Source organism: Flavobacterium sp. R1_16 (genome assembly GCF_057652095.1).
Map to the genome: position 1 here is coordinate 68,361 of NZ_JBYFCG010000003.1, position 18,226 is coordinate 86,586.

At 32.6% G+C, this 18,226-nt stretch carries 19 protein-coding genes; 12 read left to right on the plus strand and 7 right to left on the minus strand.

Going from position 1 to position 18,226, the window contains the following annotated elements:
- Nucleotides 1-17: 17 nt before the first annotated feature.
- The 5 genes from AC23L6_RS06460 (at nt 18) to AC23L6_RS06480 (ending at nt 5,951) form a co-directional block, all read left to right on the plus strand.
- Nucleotides 18-500 carry an ABC transporter ATPase gene (locus tag AC23L6_RS06460; RefSeq protein WP_487561536.1) on the plus strand — a complete coding sequence of 161 codons (483 nt, stop codon included), beginning with the start codon at nt 18-20 and terminating at the stop codon, nt 498-500.
- Between the two features lie 14 nt (nt 501-514).
- Nucleotides 515-3,490 carry a serine hydrolase domain-containing protein gene (locus tag AC23L6_RS06465; protein ID WP_487561535.1) on the plus strand — a complete coding sequence of 992 codons (2,976 nt, stop codon included), beginning with the start codon at nt 515-517 and terminating at the stop codon, nt 3,488-3,490.
- Nucleotides 3,491-3,592: 102 nt separating this feature from the next.
- The gene (locus AC23L6_RS06470) at nt 3,593-4,135 is read left to right on the plus strand and encodes a hypothetical protein (protein WP_487561534.1); all 543 of its coding nucleotides are present in this window, start codon (nt 3,593-3,595) and stop codon (nt 4,133-4,135) included.
- Between the two features lie 225 nt (nt 4,136-4,360).
- Nucleotides 4,361-5,518: an N-acetyl-alpha-D-glucosaminyl L-malate synthase BshA gene (gene bshA / locus AC23L6_RS06475; RefSeq protein ID WP_487561533.1), complete on the plus strand. Its 1,158-nt coding sequence runs from the start codon at nt 4,361-4,363 to the stop codon at nt 5,516-5,518.
- Complete coding sequence (locus AC23L6_RS06480; protein ID WP_487561532.1) at nt 5,508-5,951, plus strand: protease complex subunit PrcB family protein; 444 nt, start codon at nt 5,508-5,510, stop codon at nt 5,949-5,951. The genes bshA and AC23L6_RS06480 overlap by 11 nt, the downstream gene beginning before the upstream one ends.
- On the opposite strand, the gene AC23L6_RS06485 is transcribed toward AC23L6_RS06480, so the two are convergent.
- Complete coding sequence (locus tag AC23L6_RS06485; RefSeq protein ID WP_487561531.1) at nt 5,948-6,445, minus strand: hypothetical protein; 498 nt, start codon at nt 6,443-6,445, stop codon at nt 5,948-5,950. The two genes, AC23L6_RS06480 and AC23L6_RS06485, sit on opposite strands and share 4 nt — an antisense overlap.
- Before the next feature lie 100 nt (nt 6,446-6,545).
- Nucleotides 6,546-7,034 carry a hypothetical protein gene (locus AC23L6_RS06490; RefSeq protein WP_487561530.1) on the minus strand — a complete coding sequence of 163 codons (489 nt, stop codon included), beginning with the start codon at nt 7,032-7,034 and terminating at the stop codon, nt 6,546-6,548.
- Between the two features lie 189 nt (nt 7,035-7,223).
- On the opposite strand from AC23L6_RS06490, the gene aroC reads away from it, so the two are divergent.
- Complete coding sequence (gene aroC, locus AC23L6_RS06495; protein ID WP_487561529.1) at nt 7,224-8,288, plus strand: chorismate synthase; 1,065 nt, start codon at nt 7,224-7,226, stop codon at nt 8,286-8,288.
- A 71-nt stretch (nt 8,289-8,359) separates the two neighbouring features.
- Nucleotides 8,360-9,616 (plus strand): dicarboxylate/amino acid:cation symporter, encoded by a 1,257-nt coding sequence (locus AC23L6_RS06500; RefSeq protein ID WP_487561528.1) that lies wholly within the window; start codon nt 8,360-8,362, stop codon nt 9,614-9,616.
- 17 nt (nt 9,617-9,633) lie between these two features.
- Here AC23L6_RS06500 and AC23L6_RS06505 read toward each other — a convergent pair whose 3' ends face one another.
- A complete protein-coding gene (locus AC23L6_RS06505) occupies nt 9,634-9,759 on the minus strand; it encodes a hypothetical protein (RefSeq protein ID WP_487561527.1) in 126 nt (41 codons plus the stop codon).
- A 223-nt stretch (nt 9,760-9,982) separates the two neighbouring features.
- On the opposite strand from AC23L6_RS06505, the gene AC23L6_RS06510 reads away from it, so the two are divergent.
- Nucleotides 9,983-11,482, plus strand: coding sequence for a T9SS type A sorting domain-containing protein (locus AC23L6_RS06510; RefSeq protein ID WP_487561526.1), 1,500 nt, complete (start codon nt 9,983-9,985; stop codon nt 11,480-11,482).
- A 50-nt stretch (nt 11,483-11,532) separates the two neighbouring features.
- Here the strand turns inward: AC23L6_RS06510 and AC23L6_RS06515 are convergent, their stop codons facing one another.
- Together AC23L6_RS06515 and AC23L6_RS06520 are read right to left on the minus strand one after the other, a co-directional pair.
- Nucleotides 11,533-11,946, minus strand: coding sequence for a thiol-disulfide oxidoreductase DCC family protein (locus tag AC23L6_RS06515; protein ID WP_487561525.1), 414 nt, complete (start codon nt 11,944-11,946; stop codon nt 11,533-11,535).
- A gap of 4 nt (nt 11,947-11,950) precedes the next feature.
- Nucleotides 11,951-14,119, minus strand: a complete 2,169-nt coding sequence (locus AC23L6_RS06520) for an endonuclease MutS2 (RefSeq protein ID WP_487561524.1) — start codon at nt 14,117-14,119, stop codon at nt 11,951-11,953.
- 82 nt (nt 14,120-14,201) lie between these two features.
- On the opposite strand from AC23L6_RS06520, the gene AC23L6_RS06525 reads away from it, so the two are divergent.
- The 3 genes from AC23L6_RS06525 to ung are packed head-to-tail and all read left to right on the plus strand — an operon-like array spanning nt 14,202 to nt 15,522.
- Nucleotides 14,202-14,492 carry a nucleotidyltransferase family protein gene (locus AC23L6_RS06525; protein WP_487561523.1) on the plus strand — a complete coding sequence of 97 codons (291 nt, stop codon included), beginning with the start codon at nt 14,202-14,204 and terminating at the stop codon, nt 14,490-14,492.
- On the plus strand, nt 14,485-14,850 hold the full coding sequence (locus tag AC23L6_RS06530) for a HepT-like ribonuclease domain-containing protein (protein ID WP_487561522.1): 366 nt from the start codon (nt 14,485-14,487) through the stop codon (nt 14,848-14,850). The genes AC23L6_RS06525 and AC23L6_RS06530 overlap by 8 nt, the downstream gene beginning before the upstream one ends.
- The gene (gene ung / locus AC23L6_RS06535) at nt 14,851-15,522 is read left to right on the plus strand and encodes a uracil-DNA glycosylase (protein WP_487561521.1); all 672 of its coding nucleotides are present in this window, start codon (nt 14,851-14,853) and stop codon (nt 15,520-15,522) included.
- Between the two features lie 222 nt (nt 15,523-15,744).
- Here ung and AC23L6_RS06540 read toward each other — a convergent pair whose 3' ends face one another.
- Nucleotides 15,745-16,677: a transglutaminase gene (locus tag AC23L6_RS06540; protein WP_487561520.1), complete on the minus strand. Its 933-nt coding sequence runs from the start codon at nt 16,675-16,677 to the stop codon at nt 15,745-15,747.
- A 344-nt stretch (nt 16,678-17,021) separates the two neighbouring features.
- Between AC23L6_RS06540 and AC23L6_RS06545 the strand changes: the two genes are divergently transcribed.
- A complete protein-coding gene (locus AC23L6_RS06545; protein ID WP_487561519.1) occupies nt 17,022-17,723 on the plus strand; it encodes a hypothetical protein in 702 nt (233 codons plus the stop codon).
- A 153-nt stretch (nt 17,724-17,876) separates the two neighbouring features.
- Here the strand turns inward: AC23L6_RS06545 and AC23L6_RS06550 are convergent, their stop codons facing one another.
- Nucleotides 17,877-18,221, minus strand: a complete 345-nt coding sequence (locus AC23L6_RS06550) for a winged helix-turn-helix transcriptional regulator (RefSeq protein WP_487561518.1) — start codon at nt 18,219-18,221, stop codon at nt 17,877-17,879.
- Nucleotides 18,222-18,226: the final 5 nt, after the last annotated feature.

The window sequence follows — 18,226 nt, forward strand, 5'->3', positions numbered from 1 at the left end:
ACTAAATCTAAAATCCCATGTTTGTTCCTTTTGAAAGTTTGCCACAAGAATCTAAAATTTGGATTTATCAATCTAACAGAAAATTCTCAGACGATGAATGCACTGAGATTGAAGCTGATTTACAGTTATTTTTACAGAATTGGTCAGCACACGGTACTGGTCTTGAAGCGTCTTACCAACTCAAATACAATAGATTCATAATTATTGCTGTTAATCAGGAAGTTCAAAATGCAACAGGCTGTTCTATTGATGCTTCGGTTCAGTTTATTCAAAATTTAGAGAAAAAATACAATGTTGATTTGTTGGATAAAATGAATGTTACCTTTAAATTAGGAGAACATATTGCTCACAAATCATTACTTGATTTTAAAAAAATGGCTAAAGATAAGGCTGTTACCGAAAAAACAATCGTATTTAATAATTTAGTAAATACCATCGAAGACTGGAATACTAACTGGGAAGTACCTGCAGGGGAAAGTTGGCACAGTCGTTTCTTTTAATCAAAAATACCTGAATGAAAAATACCCTATCAAGAATATTTTTATTGATTTGCCTATTTATTTTTGCTGTTGGCTGTGTCAGTAAGAAAATTGTTGTTCCACCTCCACCTCCAGAAGTAGTAGTTGTACCTGTTAAACCACTAGATGACATCTATGGTTACGATTCTGAAACTCAAAAAAAATGGGTAGATAGTGTCTATAATAAACTCACTTTTGAAGAGAGAATAGGTCAATTATTTATGATTTCGGCCTATTCTAACAAAGATTCTGCTCACACCAATATGATTGACAAATTGATACAAGAGCATAAAATAGGAGGGTTGATTTTTTTTCAAGGAGGTCCCGTTCGTCAGGCTAAACTCACGAATCATTTTCAACAAAATTCCAAAGTACCACTTTTGATTGGAATAGATGCAGAGTGGGGATTGAGTATGCGATTGGATTCAACTTACAGGTATCCTTGGAACATGACATTGGGCGCGATTCGGGATAAAAAACTTTTGGAAAAAGTGGGAGTTCAAATGGGGGAACAAAGTAAGCGAATAGGCGTTCATTTTAATTTTGCTCCGGTTTTAGATATTAATACCAATCCCAAAAATCCAATAATTGGATTTCGTTCTTTTGGTGAAAATAAAGAGAATGTCGCCGAGAGTGCTTTAGCTTTGATGAAGGGTTATCAGAGTTTGAATTTATTGGCAACAGGTAAACATTTCCCTGGTCATGGTGATACAGAAATTGATTCACATGCGGCGTTACCAACAATCAATTTTTCAAAAGAGCGCTTAAATGACGTAGAATTGTATCCTTATAAAAAATTATTTGAAGAGGGCTTAGCGTCAGTCATGGTAGCTCACTTAAATGTTCCAAGTTTGGAACCAAGAGAAAATATTCCATCATCTGTTTCTCATACTATTATTACTGATGTACTGAAAATGCAACTTCAATTTAAGGGTTTAATATTTACAGATGCTTTGAATATGAAAGCTGCGAAAAATTTCCATGACCCTGGTCAAATTGATTTGGAAGCCTTTTTAGCAGGAAATGATATTTTGCTTTGTGCCGAAAATGTTCCTATTGCCAAAGAAAAGATATGTATGGCATATCAAGACAGTTTAATCAGTGAGGAACGATTGGCTTACTCCGTAAAAAAAATATTGAAATACAAATTCAAAGTAGGGTTGAATGATTATAAACCAATTGCTATTTCAAACATTTACAAGGATTTAAACGGTCCGTCAAATGATGCTTTACAATATGAATTGTATGAGAATGCCATTACAGTTTTAAAAAATAAAGACGAGATACTCCCAATCAAAGACCTTGAAAACAACAAGATAGCCTATGTGAAATTAGGGGATGATGTAAACAGTTCATTTGTTTCTACGCTTAAAAAATATACGGAAATTACAGAGGTTTTTGACGATAATATAGACAGTTTAAATGTAAAACTAAAAGAGTTTACTACCGTAATTGTTGGTTTTCATAAATCAGATAAAGCTTGGAAAAAACACGATTTTACTGAAACAGAGTTGCAATGGCTACAAGAGATAGCAAAGAAAAACGTAGTTATTTTAGATGTTTTTACCAAACCCTATTCTCTTTTAACTATTACTACTTTTGACGATATTGAAGGGGTAGTAGTATCCTATCAAAATAGCGATATTGCTCAAATTGTTTCCGCAGAGTTATTATTTGGCGCTATTGAAGCAGAAGGGAAACTGCCTGTTTCTATAAATAATCATTTTGTTGTAAATGATGGTTTAACTACTCAAAAATTAGATCGTTTAGGATTTGCTACGCCTGAAAATGTTGGTATGAAGTCTGAAATCTTGTCTAAAATAGACAATTTTGCAAATTATGCTATTACCAATAAAATGACTCCTGGAATTCAAGTGTTGGTTTCAAGAAAAGGCAAAGTAATCTATCAAAAGTCATACGGATATCACACCTATGAAAATAAGGTTAAAGTGGTGAATTCGGATATTTATGATATCGCTTCATTAACAAAAATTGTATCCACTCTCCCCAATGTAATGCAGCAATACGATCATCAAAAGATTACTATGGAGACCACCTTGGGTTCTATGCTGCCCATTTTTGATGCTTCTGATAAAAAAGATATTAATTTCAAAGAATTATTGTCTCATTATGCTCGTTTTCAGGCGTGGATGCCTTTTTATCAAGAAACTTTAGATGCTTTTAAAAAACCTTCTCCAAAGTATTACAGTAAAATATATAATGAACAATTTTCTAAGAAAGTAGCTGATAGTCTTTTCATGAGAAATGATTATCACGATACAATTATGAAAAAAATTATTGAAAGTAAATTATTACCCAAAAAAGAATACAAATACAGTGATTTTACATTTATCATCCTTAGAGATTATTTAGAGAGAATTACTGGTAAAAGACTGGATATTTTAGCTCAAGAGAATTTTTACAGTTCTATGGGAATGAATAATACTACTTATAACCCATTGGAAAAGTTTAATAAATATATTATCCCACCAACAGAAATGGATACGTATTTTCGATATCAAATTTTACAGGGCTATGTTCATGATATGGAAGCTGCCATGGAAGGTGGTATTGCGGGTCATGCTGGTATTTTTTCAAATACAATGGACGTTGCTAAAATGATGCAAATGTATCTTCAAAAAGGAAGTTATGGAGGGAAACGCTATTTTTCTGAAAAAACGTTTTCCGATTTTAATACCTGTTATTTCTGTGCCGAGGGCAATAGAAGAGGCTTAGGATTTGACAAACCACAACAACCAGGAACATCTGGACCTACTTGTGGTTGTGCTTCTTTGACTAGTTTTGGTCATACCGGTTTTACAGGAACGATGGCTTGGGCAGATCCAGAAACAGAAATTGTATATGTTTTCTTATCGAATAGAACATTTCCAGAGGCAACAGTAAACAAATTGTCAAAAGAAAATATTAGGGAAGATATTCAAAAGGTAATTTATGAGGCGATAGTTAGATGATTTTGCTACAATTGTTTTTTAAGTAATTAGCATATAGGTTTTTGTTTGTAAGTATTTATTAACCATATTTGTATATTAACTCATTAAATTCATTCTTTACAAATGAAAAAAATTGCTACACTAATCCCAGTTTTATTTTTTATAATTTCAAGTTGTTCATCAGATGATAATAGTTCTAGTTCGTCAAATGAGTCTTCATTTATCTCTAAAATTTTAGTAGATGGTAAAAGTTTTGTCCCTTTAGCAAATACCGATGAAGATAGCAATATAGTAACAAGTTTTGAATCGGGAGTAAATAGTGGTCAAGCTAACCTTCGAACATTTCATTTATTTAAATTAACATCTAATTTATCGACTTCAGAATCGTTACAACTCTCAATAATTTATCCTATTTCTCAGAGTAGTATAAATGGTACATATTCTTTAAAAATTAGTGATATTGAAGTTAATACTGCTGCACAAGGTAGCTATACTGTTGGTTTCAATTCGTACTCATTTGATGATGGAAGTTTGTCAATTGTTGATTTAGGTAATAATAAGTTTAAATTAACATTTAATAATGTAAATGGAACCAATCTATTTGATGATTCTTTACAAAAAACTATAACAGGCTATTGTGAAGGTGTTTTCGTTGAAGAAGAATGATGCTTTAATAATTTAAACAGAATATGAATATTTTAGCAATCAAGTTCATATTTAATTTATAAATAGGCTTTTCTCTCAATATCAAAACATTTAAAGATACAAATAGTTGGATAAGAGGAAAACTATAATTTATTCAATAAATCAAATAACCTTCAATTTTTTAACTTAATTTTTCCTTAAGAGCAATTCTATTTTCCTTACTTTCGTTTTTACTAAAAATTCTACATGAAAATTGCAATTGTTTGTTATCCTACATTTGGAGGTAGTGGTGTTGTTGCTACAGAGCTAGGTCTTGAATTGGCAAGACGAGGTCATGAAATTCATTTTATTACCTACAGCCAACCAGTTCGCTTGGCATTATTGAATGCAAATGTACACTATCACGAGGTAAATGTTCCTGAATATCCGTTATTCCATTACCAGCCCTATGAATTAGCTTTATCAAGTAAGCTGGTGGATATGGTTAAATTGTACAAAATTGAATTACTTCATGTGCACTATGCAATTCCTCATGCCTATGCAGGTTATATGGCTAAACAAATATTGAAAGATGAAGGAATAAAAATACCAATGGTAACGACTTTGCACGGAACAGATATTACTTTGGTAGGAAATCATCCTTTTTACAAACCCGCTGTAACTTTTAGCATCAACAAATCGGATGTCGTAACTTCAGTATCACAAAGTCTCAAGGAAGATACATTAAAACTATTTGACATCAAGAAAGAAGTAGTTGTAATTCCAAATTTTATTGAATTAGATAATCATAAAACAGATGCTGATATTCCTTGTTATCGGTCTGTTTTGGCTAATGAGAATGAACGTATTATCACCCATATCAGTAATTTCAGGAAAGTAAAACGAATTCCAGATGTGATTAAAATTTTTTATAAAATTCAGCAAGAAATATCAGCAAAATTATTAATGGTAGGTGATGGACCAGAAAAAGAAAGAGCCGAGAATCTTTGTTATGAATTAGGAATAACAGATAGAGTAATTTTCTTAGGAAACAGTAATGAGATTGACAGAATACTAAGTTATTCCGACTTATTTTTATTACCATCTGAAACAGAAAGTTTTGGTCTGGCAGCACTTGAGGCTATGGCCTGGGGAGTTCCAGTGATTTCAAGTAATTCAGGAGGATTGCCAGAAGTAAATTCTAATGCTGTTTCAGGTTATTTAAGCAATGTGGGAAATATTGATGAAATGGCATCAAATGCTCTAAAGATTTTAAAAGAAAATAAGGTTTTGAAGCAGTTTAAAGAAAATGCTTTTGAAACTGCAAAACAATTTGATATTAAAAAAATTCTGCCATTGTATGAAGAATTGTACCACAAGGCTATTGCCAATTCAAAAATGAATTCTAAAACAAATGAATTGTAAAAAAATAAAAAAAGGACTTTATTTTTTGACTGCATTACTGATTCTATCTTGTGCTTCAAAATCTAAGACAGGAAACAATAAACCACTCTATGAAATTTTAACGCAACAAGATGACGGTGGAGCAACTATTCGTTTTTTCGAAATTTTAAATGAGTCCAAAGAAATAAAGATGCTTTTGAATGATAGTAACTTGAGAAAAAAAATCAGCCAAGAAGATATCCAAAGTTGTAATTTTATAATTTTAAATGCTGGAGAAAAAAAGTCTTATGGATACGGTATAATTATTAAAAATATCAAAGAAACAACCGATAAAATAATTATACAAACAGAAGAGGTTATTGCTAAGGAAAGCACTGTTTTACCTGACGAAGAATATGTTTATCCTTATACGATAGTAAAAATTAACTCCAAGAAAGAAATAGAGATCAATTAGAACGTAAATTTGATACTTAATCCAGCGTTTGCTCTGAAATTGTCTTTATTATTTTCTTTAAAATCACTAAAATTCATTTCTGGTCTAAAATCCAAAGCTAGAGTGATGGGAGTGTCGCAAAATGAATATTCAATTCCTATATCACCAGTTGCAAAAATAAATTCGCCATTATAAATTTCATCTCTAGAATCATTTGTCCAAAAACCCAATCCACCGCCTGCACCTAAATACCAATAGAAACGTTTGTCTATATACCAAACCCATTGGTATAATGAAGTAAATTTAACAGAATTAATATCATCAGTACGCTTCTTATAACCCAAATCAAATTCCAATCTATCAATATCAGATAAACCTCTTTGATAGGCTATTTCTCCAATAAAACTATCATAACTACCAATACGAATTCCTATCGCATTTCTTGCAATTTCTTGAGCCTTACTGCTATTGAACGAACAAACAAAAAAAAGTAGCGTTATAATTGATTTTTTCATAGGAGATAAATATTTACAATTACAAATATACATTCTAAAAATAAAAAATCCTGTTTCTAAGAAAAAAAACAGGAATCTTTAGTATTTTTAGAGTAAACTACTAATCAAAACGGTATCTAATTCCTAGAGCAATATCAGAACCATAATTATCTGTTCTGTATCCGTCTGATAAATAGAATTCAGGTCTTAAATCTAAGGATAGTTGTAAAGGAATATCAAATAAATATTCAATTCCTATATCTCCACCTACATATACAAATGTTCCACTATCTTTAACATCTTTATATTTATAACTCCAATTTCCAATTCCAGCGCCTGGACCCGCATACCAATTGAAACCGCCATCAATATTCCAAACCCATTGATAAATACCAGATAATTTGAAAGCATCAACATTATTACTATTTCTCCAGCCCAAATCTAATTCCAATCGATTATCGCTAGATAGTTCTCTTTGATAGGATATTTCTCCACCAAAACCATCACTATCACCTAAACGCAGTCCTAATGCATTTTTTGAAATGTCTTGTGCTTGTGTGCTTAATGCCAAACCTAGTAGCATAACAGCAGATAAAATAAGTTTTTTCATATAAATAAATATTTGTTTTGACAAAGATAACGTATAAAAGTCAATAAAATTATCAAATAGTAATCTAATGATAGTGGAGATTTTCTGTATCATTAAAAAATTACACTACTAAATATTGTTTTAAAAGTTTAAAAATTATGCTTTTAAACCTTAAACTAAAATGGTACTTTTGTTCAAAATTTTATCACAATGGCAGGAAATAGTTACGGAACACTTTTTAAAATTACCACTTTTGGAGAATCACATGGAGAAGCTCTAGGAGGAATTATTGATGGTTGTCCAGCAGGTATAACATTAGATTTAGAAAATATTCAATATGAGATGTCTCGAAGAAAACCCGGACAATCAGCTATCGTAACACAGCGAAAAGAAAACGATGAAGTGCAATTTTTATCTGGAATTTTTGAAGGCAAAACTACAGGAACTCCAATAGGTTTTGTGATTCCAAATACTAATCAAAAATCAGATGATTACTCTCATATAAAAGATACCTATCGTCCAAGCCACGCTGATTATGTTTATGAAAAAAAATATGGACTTCGCGATTATCGCGGAGGTGGAAGAAGTTCTGCTCGAGAAACAGCGAGTAGGGTTGTCGCGGGTGCAATTGCCAAACAAGTAGTAAAAGATATTAAAATAAATGCTTTCGTATCTTCAGTCGGAGAAATTTTTGTAGACAAACCGTATCAAGAATTGGATTTTTCTAAAATTGAAAGCAATCCTGTTCGTTGTCCAGACGAAGCAACAGCTACAAAAATGGAAGAACACATTCGTGAAATCAGAAAACAAGGAGATACCGTTGGAGGTACTGTAACCTGTGTGATACAAAATGTGCCAATCGGACTTGGAGAACCTGTTTTTGATAAATTACACGCTGAGTTAGGAAAGGCTATGCTGTCTATAAATGCAGTAAAAGGTTTTGAATATGGCAGTGGATTTTGTGGGGCTAAAATGAAAGGTAGCGAGCATAATGATTTATACAATGCAGATGGAACTACTAAAACAAATCTCTCCGGTGGTATTCAAGGTGGAATTTCTAACGGAATGGATATTTATTTTAGAGTAGCATTTAAGCCAGTAGCTACTTTAATCCAAAAGCAAGATGTTTTAGATAATCAAGGTAATATTGTTGAACAAACAGGTAAAGGACGTCATGACCCATGCGTAGTTCCTCGTGCTGTTCCCATAGTTGAAGCCATGGCAGCAATTGTTTTAGCTGATTTTTATTTGATAAATAAAACCTATGTTAAATAGTATTTAGTATTCAGTTTGTAGTTTTTAGTTCGAGCTACAAATGAAGTACTGCTTGCTAAACACTAAAAGGAATGACTTCAACCGTAACCAAAAAAGCGTCTTTTTTATCCAATCTTACCGTTCAAATACTAATCGCCATGTTACTTGGTGCGGCTTTAGGTATATTCATTCATAACAACTACGATATTGAATTTGCTAAGGCGTTTAGCGACAAAATAAAAATCCTAGCGACCATTTTTATTCGATTGGTACAAATGATTATTGCACCATTGGTATTCACAACGTTGGTTGTTGGTATAGCAAAATTAGGAGATATAAAAGCTGTTGGACGAATAGGAGGTAAGGCTTTGGGTTGGTTTTTCTCAGCTTCATTTATCTCGTTGCTTATAGGAATGTTTTGGGTCAATGTTTTGAAACCTGGTCTTGGTCTTCAATTAAATACCGTTGATATTGAAACAGCTTCTGAAGTGGTCGAAAAAACGCAAGGATTCTCGGCTCAAAACTTTGTGGAACATATCATTCCCAAAAGTATTGTTGAAGCTATGGCTACAAATGAAATATTACAAATCGTAATTTTCTCTATATTTTTTGGTTTGGCGGCAGCTTCTATTGGAGATTTTGCTAAACCAGTAATAAATGCTTTAGACAAAACGTCGCATATCATTTTGAAAATGGTAAATTATGTAATGAAGTTTGCGCCTATAGGTGTTTTTGGTGCTATTGCGGGTGTTTTCGCTATTCGAGATTTAAATGAATTGCTAATTACATATGCAAAATTTTTCGGCTCGTTTTTAGTTGGAATCACTACATTATGGGTTTTTCTTATTTTCATAGGATTTGTATTTCTCAAAAAAAGAATTTTAACTCTATTACAGCATATTGTTAGTCCTTTAATCATTGCTTTTGGAACAACAAGCTCAGAGGCCGTTTTTCCTAAACTTACCGAGCAACTAGAGCGTTTTGGTGTTAAGGATAAAATCGTTTCTTTTATGTTGCCATTGGGTTATTCTTTTAATTTAGATGGAAGTATGATGTATATGACTTTTGCAAGTATTTTTATTGCTCAAGCTTATGGAATAACTTTAGATTTTCCCACTCAACTTACGATGCTGTTTGTGTTGATGTTAACTAGTAAAGGAATTGCGGGTGTTCCAAGAGCAAGTCTAGTAGTTGTTGCCGCTACATGTGGAATGTTTAAAATACCAGTTGAAGGAATTGCTTTAATTCTTCCTATTGATCATTTTTGCGATATGTTCAGGAGTGCTACAAATGTATTAGGAAATGCGCTAGCCACATCTGTGGTTGGGAAATGGGAAAAAGAGGAGTAACGTAAAAGTGAATTAAACTATTTTTTCTTTCCTGAATTCATCATAAGTAAGACAGCACCAACGATACCAACAATAACCAATCCGAAAACTACAATCATTATAAACGATCCATTTTCCCAAGAATAAAGAGAAATATTTTTCATGAAGATGTTTTTTTAAAGTATAGACAAAGCTAGTTTGACTTTACTACATAATCTATGACATTTATCATGAGTGATATATGAAGTACTCTTAAAATGGTTTTCTGGATTTTTAGAGTTTTCAATAGTTTGATTTTTTTAACTTTTTGAAATTCATAAAAATGAAGTAAAAAAGAAAATTATATATATATTTGCTACTTATTCAAATTAAATTCAAAATAAAATTATGAAAAAACTATTACTTTCATGTATTCTGTTAGTTTCTGGTGTAAGTGTTTTTGCACAAACAACCTGTGCTAATGCAACTAACATAACTTCAAATGGGACTAAAACATGTCCAGCAATAACAGGTACTTATACTAATCCTTGCCTTGGTGGCACTACAAATGATGCTGGAGCTGCTATGAAGGCAATTTGGTTCAAATATACTCCTACAGCAAATGGAGAAATTACTATTTCATCAGACTTACCAGTTAATGATGGTACAACCAATAGCGATGATACTAGATTATCTGTATTTAGTGGAGCTTGTGCGACTTTAACTTGTATCGATTACAATGATGATGTTGATGATGCCAACTATCTTTCTGCATTAACTGTACCAGTAGCAGCTGGAACTACATATTATATTCAATGGGATAATTATTGGTCTGCATTAAAATTCAGTTTTACGTTTGAATTTGTGGCGCAAGACTGCGTTAGACCAGGTGTAGCTGATTTCTACAGCCCTGACAGCTATACTACAACTTCTGCAAATTTATATTGGGATCCATCAATTGGTGCTCCTGCAAATTATGATGTAGATTGGAGTACAGATTTTAATGCTGCTCCAGGAACTGGAACTATAGTATCTGTTCCAGCGGGTTCATTAGCTTATGTTCCAGCTACCATTTCAGGTTTGCCAGCATCATCCAATTTTAGATATTATGTTCGTGCTAATTGCGGAAGTTCTCAAAGTGAATACCAAGGTCCTTTTGCAGGATATTTAGCAAAAATTCTTCCATATACAACTGATTTTGAAGATAACGGAAGAGATGGTTTTAGAGGATTTTCGGCTTTTACTTCTGATGCAACATCAACTCCTGCGAGTTATGCTGATGGAGGTGATGGAACCTCTCTTTATACTTTCAACAGTACTACAGAAGCTTCTGATGAATGGGCCTATTCTAGAGCAATTAGTTTAAAAGCTGGTGAGCAAGTAACAATTAAATTTAAAACAAGATTGTATTCTGATACTGCTCCTTCAGAAATGAAATTAGAATTAAAAGTTGGTGATGATCAATCGAGTTCGGCTCAAACAACATTAATTGATACTTTTACTTTAACTGAAGATCTTTTTTATTCTGATAATTCAGCTACATGGACAGCTCCTGCAGATGGTACTTATCATTTCGGTTTCCACAATATTTCAGCTATCGGAGAAACTGATACTGCAATATTTTTAGATACAATTGAACTTACCTCTGTACTTTCTACTAACGAATTTGTAGCTAATAAATTTACAGTTTCACCAAATCCTACTAAAGACTTCATTTCTATTGCTTCTGCAAATAATGTAATAAGCGCAATTGCAATTAAAGATTTAAATGGTAGAGTAGTAATGCAAAAAGGATTCAATAAAGTAGCACAAGCACAAATAAATGTTGCAGAATTAGCAACAGGTGTTTACATGATGAGTGTTACTTCTGACGCTGGTAGTTTTACTAAAAAAATAATGAAACAATAATTAATTGCTTTTCAAAACTAAAAAACTCCTTAAGAAATTAAGGAGTTTTTTTATTCTAAAAATTTGGCTTTCAATTCTGGTGTAGGTATTATGCAACTTTCCTTTTTACCATACCATGCATAACGATTTTTGGCAAAGTAATCATAAAGTACATTTCGGACTGCCGTTGGAATAATTTTGAAAATAGTTCCAAAATGGAAAAAACCACCAAGGTTTTTTGCTATTTCTAGTGCGGCGTTCGATTTGTAATAATAGGCAACTCCCGGAACATATAAGATAACACTATCTATGTTTTTACTCTGGATACCGATATGTTGGATGATTTTTTGACCTAAATCCGATTGCAATGCTACAAATCTAAAAATGTCTTTTTTATCATGTTTGATGACAAATTGAACGGAGGCATCACAAAAATTACATACTCCATCGAAGAGAATAATCTGTTTATTTTCAGGTAGATTCATAAAATTATTTCTTAGATTCTACAAATTCTAAAGCTTCTAAACTCACCGTTGAGGTAAAAACCCCATAGTTTACAATGGCTTTGTTTTTTTCTATTTTATCAATACTGCCTATTGCTTTTCCGTCATACATGCGAACACGATCACCTATTTTTAATATTGGTTTTGGCTTTTCTACTATTAGATTGGCTTTTAGTTTCTTTTCTTTTTTAGCGACTCTAATTTCTTCGACCTGAACCGTTACTTCTTCAATCACTTTTTTCTTTTTTTGAATGATTGCTTTTTCTTCTTTTGAAGAGGTCTTGATTCTTTTTGAATTCTCAATTTCAATTAGTTTTAAAAATTCGCCTATAAGTTCTTTCTTGTTTTTAGTGTTGAAATATTTACTTGCCAAATCATCAATTTTTTGACCTAGATAAATCGCTTTTTGATTGCTATCATACAATTCCTGATAACTCTCTAGTTTTTGTTTGATTTTTGCATTTATGGATTCCATTTTTTTGCTTTCCTCTCGTGCTTTGCTTTCCTCTTCTTTCAAGGTTTGAGATGTTTTTTCCATCTTAGAGCGTTCTTTTTGAAGCGTAGCAATGGTTTTATCAAAGCGTACTTTTCCGACCTCGATTTTCTTTTTAGCTCGATTAATCAATCCAAAAGGGATCCCGTTTTTTTGAGCTACTTCAAAAGTAAAGGAACTTCCTGCTTGTCCTAATACCAGTTTGTACATAGGCTCTAATGTTTTTTCGTCAAAAAGCATGTTGGCATTGGTGGCAAATGGCAATTCGTTAGCCAGTATTTTCAAATTAGCATAATGGGTTGTAATGATGCCAAAAGCTTCTCGATGATAGAATTCTTCTAGAAAGATTTCAGCCAAAGCGCCACCTAATTCAGGGTCAGAACCCGTTCCGAATTCATCAATCAAAAACAATGTTTTGTTGTTGCATTTCTTCAAGAAATAGTTCATGTTTTTTAACCGGTAACTATACGTACTTAAATGATTTTCAATGGATTGATTGTCTCCAATATCCGTTAAAATTCGGTCAAACAGAAAGGTTTCACTGCGCTCGTGAACTGGAATTAGCATACCTGATTGCAACATCAATTGCAACAATCCCACTGTTTTTAAGGAAATCGTTTTTCCACCTGCATTCGGTCCAGAAATCACTATGATTCTGCTATCTTGGTGTAATTCTATGGTTTGTGGATGCGTAACTTCATTTTTCTGTTTGTTGGTCAGATACAGAATAGGATGGAAGGCATCTTTAAAGTACAAACGGCGTGTATCTGTTATCGTTGGTAAATTACCATTGATTCTACTGGCATATTTTGCTTTTGCAGCAATCACATCAATATCACTAAGAAAATCTTGATATTGGATAATCAGTGGTAAAAAGTATCGGATGGAATTGGTCAATTGTTTGAGAATTCGGGTAATTTCTTCCTTTTCTTCATATTCTAAATTACTTAATTCACGCGAATACTTCAAAGTAGTTTCAGGTTCAATATAGGCAATGCTTCCCGTTTTTGAACTGCCAAGTATAGACCCTTTTACTTTTTTACGATACATGGCTAAGACAGCCAAGACACGACGGTTTTGCACAAAACTTTCTTTAATATCATCAAGATAGCCTAGGCTGTTGTATTGTGTCAAAGCCATTCCAAAACTTTGATTGATCTTGCCACGAACTACATTCATATCCCGTCGAATATTCAATAAATCTGGAGAAGCATTGTCCTTGATTTCTCCATATTTATCGACAACTTCGTCAATGAGTTTGATGATTTCCTTAGTCAATTCTACTTGTGAAGCTTTGGTATTTAGGTGCGGATAATATTCTTCAAATTTTCTAAAGAACTGTAATAAAGTATTTGTAGTTTCGGAAATGCTTGCAATTTTTCTAAAACTCCCAACTTCTAAAAAACTGTCTTCAATACCTAGAAATTTGATTTCGTAACTAATGGTATCAAAACCGTGATTGGGAATAGCATTGTTATTCTGAAAGGAAGATAGGTATTCTGACGTTTGCATTAGAGCCGTCATCAAGCTTTCCTTGTCTTTAAACGGAACGATTTCTAGTGCTTTTTGTTTGCCAATATCTGTATTGCAAATAGCAGAAAGTGTTTCTAATACAGTTGGAAATTGTAAGTCTTGTAAGGTTTTTTCGGTAATGGAAATCATTTATTTTTGAAAAGATTTTTACAAAGTTACAAACTTGCCATGGTGTAATAATCCAAAACAATTATTTTTTTATCTTTGTTTCATGAAAAAAGAGGATATAATCAATACTTTGCAAGATGATAAACAATATCTGAAAGATAATTTCGGAGTTGTATCAATTGCTTTGTTTGGGTCTTATTCAAAAGGAAATGAAAATTCAGATAGTGATGTTGATTTTTTTGTTGAATTTAAAGAGCCATCCTATAGTTTTTTGATAGGTTTATATTCATATTTAGAAAAAAAATTGAATACTAAAATTGATATTGTTAGAAAAGGGCCACATGTATCGGAACGTTTTTTGAGTAGCATAAAATCGGATTTAATTTATGTATGATGCTATTTATAAATATTCGTTAGAAACCGTTTTACAACACATCCAAATTTGTCAAAAAAGATTTTCTGAAATAGAAACTTCAAATGATTTTGTCGCTACAGATTATGGGGAAATGGTATTAGATGCTATTGTTACTAGACTTCAAGCTATTGGGGAAACCATAAAAAATACCTCTAGAAAACATACTATTTTGCAAGATACTTATCCTGATATTGAGTGGAATAAAATCATTCGGTTTAGAGATTTTATTTCTCATCATTATGAAATGTTGGATTATGAAATTGTTTTTGAAATATGTGAAAAATATCTTCCAAAATTAGAACTTATCATAAAAACAGAATTAGGAAAATTTGAATAGATGAATCCTTTCAATCAAAACACTTCTTGGCTTTCTGTTTTATCCAATGAATTTCAAAAACCCTATTTTCAAGAATTGATGAATGAGGTCGATGCCGAATATCAAAATTTCGAATGCTACCCGTCTAAAGAACTCCTTTTTGCTGCCTTTGATTCTTGTTCATTCGAAGATTTGAAAGTCGTAATCATAGGTCAAGACCCGTATCACGGAAAAGGTGAAGCCAATGGACTTTGTTTTTCGGTTAATGATACTGTTCGGATTCCGCCCTCACTACGCAATATTTTTAGAGAAATTAATGACGATTTAGGAACGGTTTTCTTGCCCACCTCAGGAAACTTGAAACGCTGGGCGCAACAAGGTGTTTTACTTTTAAACGCTACTTTATCTGTTAGAAAAGATAGCCCCAATAGCCACAAACATTTGAAATGGAATGTTTTTACCGATGCTGTTATCGAGCGAATTTCGACTGAAAAAGAACACATCGTTTTTCTACTTTGGGGAAGTTTTGCACATAAAAAAGGATTAAAAATCGACAGAACCAAACATCTGGTTTTAGAATGTGGGCATCCATCGCCTATGAGTGCCAATCAAGGAAAATGGTTTGGCAACAAACATTTCAGTACCACTAATGCCTATCTAAAATCAAAAGGAAAAACTGAAATTGATTGGTAAGAAACTCGTATGTAATAATTTTTTAATATGACTATCCGTTACTTATACCAATCAAAAAATAGTCCACAGATTAAACGGATTTTAGCTGATTAACACGGACTAAAAATTAATAAAATCAGTTTTTAATTCGTTCAATCCGTGTTATCCGTGTGCCTTTTTTTAGTTTAGTCCGCTTAGCGGACAGTTATAAATTTTGAAATTAAAGTTAGTTGTCGAAGGAAGCTATTCTAAAGTCAAAGCTCCTAAAATTTCTTCGGACATAAATGGACCACCAGGATATTGGGCTGTGTAATCTAAATTCAGCCAAACAATACCTCGTTCGTCTATATGATAGTGTAATTTTTTCCCTTCGCTTTCTTTTACAAAAAGTACTTTTTTGATTAAGTAGTTAATGGTTTCCATATCAGCTGCATCACCAATGGCGATTTCGGGATAAATATGTCCTCCAGTGTGTATTAAACGTGGCGTACCTCCAATCGATTTTATACAAGCAGCCATCAGTACCGAATGGTCATCGCAATCACCAGAAAAATAGCTTAGCGATTCAGTCGCATCAGCAATATATTCCTTTCCTTTAGGATCACTTACATAATTCCAGCGGCTATTAATTTCTTTAAAAACAGCGAAACATTGGATTATGGTTCTGTATTTAGAATAGCCTTTAACCTCTCTAAAATTTTTGGTTGTTGCCCACAATGAAAAATCCCTGATGCGTTTGTTTTCAAACTCAATCGCATTGATAATTTTAGATTTATTAGGGAACGGAAGTAATTTAGAGATGATAATATCCTGCGGATTGGGACTATCAGACATAGAATAAACCATATAACGGTAATCTTCAAATACGCTTGAAAATCCATACCTTCCAGAAAAACTACCAAATAGTAAAGCAATCAAATACAAGGCGATACAAACAATGATAATGGTTCTTAAAACCCTTAAAATCAATTGTATTAGTACTAAAATGAGTAGGAATAACAGAATTCTATCTAAGTTAAAATACCAATTAGGATTAACAGTATTCTGATGAATGATGATAAAAACGGGAATAGCAATTAGAATATTTAAAGCAAAAATAATCACATCGTCCCAAGGCTTTTTGACCTGAAGTTGTTGTTTAATTTTTTGAATTGAAATAGTTCGTGCGTTTATCATAGATACCCTAAAGCCAATAACTAGATTGACTTTACCATTGTTGCAAAAGTACTTTTTTTATCACTAATTATGGGGTTTATAGATTGATTTTGAATTTTGTTTAACGTTCTAAGTAGGGAAACGTTTTTGAAGTAAATATGTTTTGTAATACTTAATATATTTTTTTGAAAGGGAGGTGTTTTTTTAACACTACTTGAATTGATTTTACTATTTTTGAGAAATAGAGTTTGATTCTTGTCAGACTTATCTACCAAAAATAAGGTTGATACGTCTGAAAATGTAAGTAGTATAAACAAATTAGCAGAAAGACAGAAAGAGACACATAAAATCAAATAAATACAGATATGAACAAAATTATTTTACTAGCATTAATCACATCCAGTAATTTTATAGTTGCGCAAACAAATTGGTTCACAAGATACACAGACTCAATTGCTCTTGTAAAAGATGGCAACATTATATCAGAAAAATTTATAAAAGATGTAAAGAAAATAAAGTCAGATATCAATTTTGATGTTAAAACGATTCTTCATACAACGCCTTATTTAATTTACTACGATGGAAGAGAAAAGACTGCTAACTTACCCCTTTGGAGCCAGGTTATTCAAGAACAACAAAAGTTTTTTTATGAGGTTGCTGGTAGCGAACTTGAAGGAAAGAAAGCATTCGGTTATTTCTTCAATGGATTTTATTTACCACATGAATTAGGTCATGCACTTCAGGAGATAATGGAAGGAAACTTAAATGGTTCATATGAGAATGAATATTTTGCTAACACTATTGCGTTTTTATGGTGGAAGAAAAATGGCAGAGAGAAAGAATTGAATCTATGCTATGAAAGTGCGAAAAAAATGTGGGAAAAATTACCTAACCCAATTCCTGAGGGAATGACTATACAAGAATATTTTTCAAAGAATTATGAAAAAGCAACGGAGAACCCCTATGTTTATGGCTACATGCAATTCAAACAATTTATTTTAATCTATGAAGATAAAAACCTGCCAAATTTTGACAACTTTATCCAAAGCTATTTAAGTAAAAAATAGCCACTATAGTGCGGTTCTGTTAACCGTGCCCATAAAGTTGAGCAAACAAATTGGAATTTTTCCTGTATTTGTATGAACAGATTATATGTATGCTAGCGTAGTATCGTAACGGCTTACAATAGTAAACTAAATTACTATAAGTTCTTCAAAGGTTTAATTCTCTACATGAGAAAACTTAGTTGCTATGATATTTTGCATTCCCCAAGTTGCAAGTTCTTGCATTACAGGCGAGAGGCTTTTCCCCAAGTCAGAGAGCGAATATTCAACCCGTGGTGGGATTTCCTTGAATTGCTCTCTAATGATTAGTCCGTCTGCTTCTAACTCTTTCAGTTGCTCGGTCAATACTTTTCTAGAGATTTCGGGAATGCGTACTGCAATCTCGCCAAATCTTCTGGTTCCTGAGGAGAGACTGTATAAAATGATGGTTTTCCATCGTCCGCCTATTAATTGTAATGCTGCCGTTACAGGGCATTGTGTTTTTTCTTTCAACTTAGCCATAGGGT

Excerpts from the sequence above, each read along its gene's own strand:
- AC23L6_RS06480 (WP_487561532.1), top strand. The coding sequence starts at position 5,508 with ATGAATTGTAAAAAAATAAAAAAAGGACTTTATTTTTTGACTGCATTA.
- AC23L6_RS06470 (WP_487561534.1), top strand. The coding sequence starts at position 3,593 with ATGAAAAAAATTGCTACACTAATCCCAGTTTTATTTTTTATAATTTCA.
- bshA (WP_487561533.1), top strand. The coding sequence starts at position 4,361 with ATGAAAATTGCAATTGTTTGTTATCCTACATTTGGAGGTAGTGGTGTT.
- aroC (WP_487561529.1), top strand. The coding sequence starts at position 7,224 with ATGGCAGGAAATAGTTACGGAACACTTTTTAAAATTACCACTTTTGGA.
- AC23L6_RS06500 (WP_487561528.1), top strand. The coding sequence starts at position 8,360 with ATGACTTCAACCGTAACCAAAAAAGCGTCTTTTTTATCCAATCTTACC.
- AC23L6_RS06525 (WP_487561523.1), top strand. The coding sequence starts at position 14,202 with ATGAAAAAAGAGGATATAATCAATACTTTGCAAGATGATAAACAATAT.
- AC23L6_RS06505 (WP_487561527.1), bottom strand. The coding sequence starts at position 9,759 with ATGAAAAATATTTCTCTTTATTCTTGGGAAAATGGATCGTTTATAATG.
- AC23L6_RS06460 (WP_487561536.1), top strand. The coding sequence starts at position 18 with ATGTTTGTTCCTTTTGAAAGTTTGCCACAAGAATCTAAAATTTGGATT.
- AC23L6_RS06550 (WP_487561518.1), bottom strand. The coding sequence starts at position 18,221 with ATGGCTAAGTTGAAAGAAAAAACACAATGCCCTGTAACGGCAGCATTA.
- AC23L6_RS06520 (WP_487561524.1), bottom strand. The coding sequence starts at position 14,119 with ATGATTTCCATTACCGAAAAAACCTTACAAGACTTACAATTTCCAACT.
- AC23L6_RS06490 (WP_487561530.1), bottom strand. The coding sequence starts at position 7,034 with ATGAAAAAACTTATTTTATCTGCTGTTATGCTACTAGGTTTGGCATTA.
- AC23L6_RS06540 (WP_487561520.1), bottom strand. The coding sequence starts at position 16,677 with ATGATAAACGCACGAACTATTTCAATTCAAAAAATTAAACAACAACTT.
- ung (WP_487561521.1), top strand. The coding sequence starts at position 14,851 with ATGAATCCTTTCAATCAAAACACTTCTTGGCTTTCTGTTTTATCCAAT.
- AC23L6_RS06465 (WP_487561535.1), top strand. The coding sequence starts at position 515 with ATGAAAAATACCCTATCAAGAATATTTTTATTGATTTGCCTATTTATT.
- AC23L6_RS06515 (WP_487561525.1), bottom strand. The coding sequence starts at position 11,946 with ATGAATCTACCTGAAAATAAACAGATTATTCTCTTCGATGGAGTATGT.
- AC23L6_RS06510 (WP_487561526.1), top strand. The coding sequence starts at position 9,983 with ATGAAAAAACTATTACTTTCATGTATTCTGTTAGTTTCTGGTGTAAGT.
- AC23L6_RS06485 (WP_487561531.1), bottom strand. The coding sequence starts at position 6,445 with ATGAAAAAATCAATTATAACGCTACTTTTTTTTGTTTGTTCGTTCAAT.
- AC23L6_RS06545 (WP_487561519.1), top strand. The coding sequence starts at position 17,022 with ATGAACAAAATTATTTTACTAGCATTAATCACATCCAGTAATTTTATA.
- AC23L6_RS06530 (WP_487561522.1), top strand. The coding sequence starts at position 14,485 with ATGTATGATGCTATTTATAAATATTCGTTAGAAACCGTTTTACAACAC.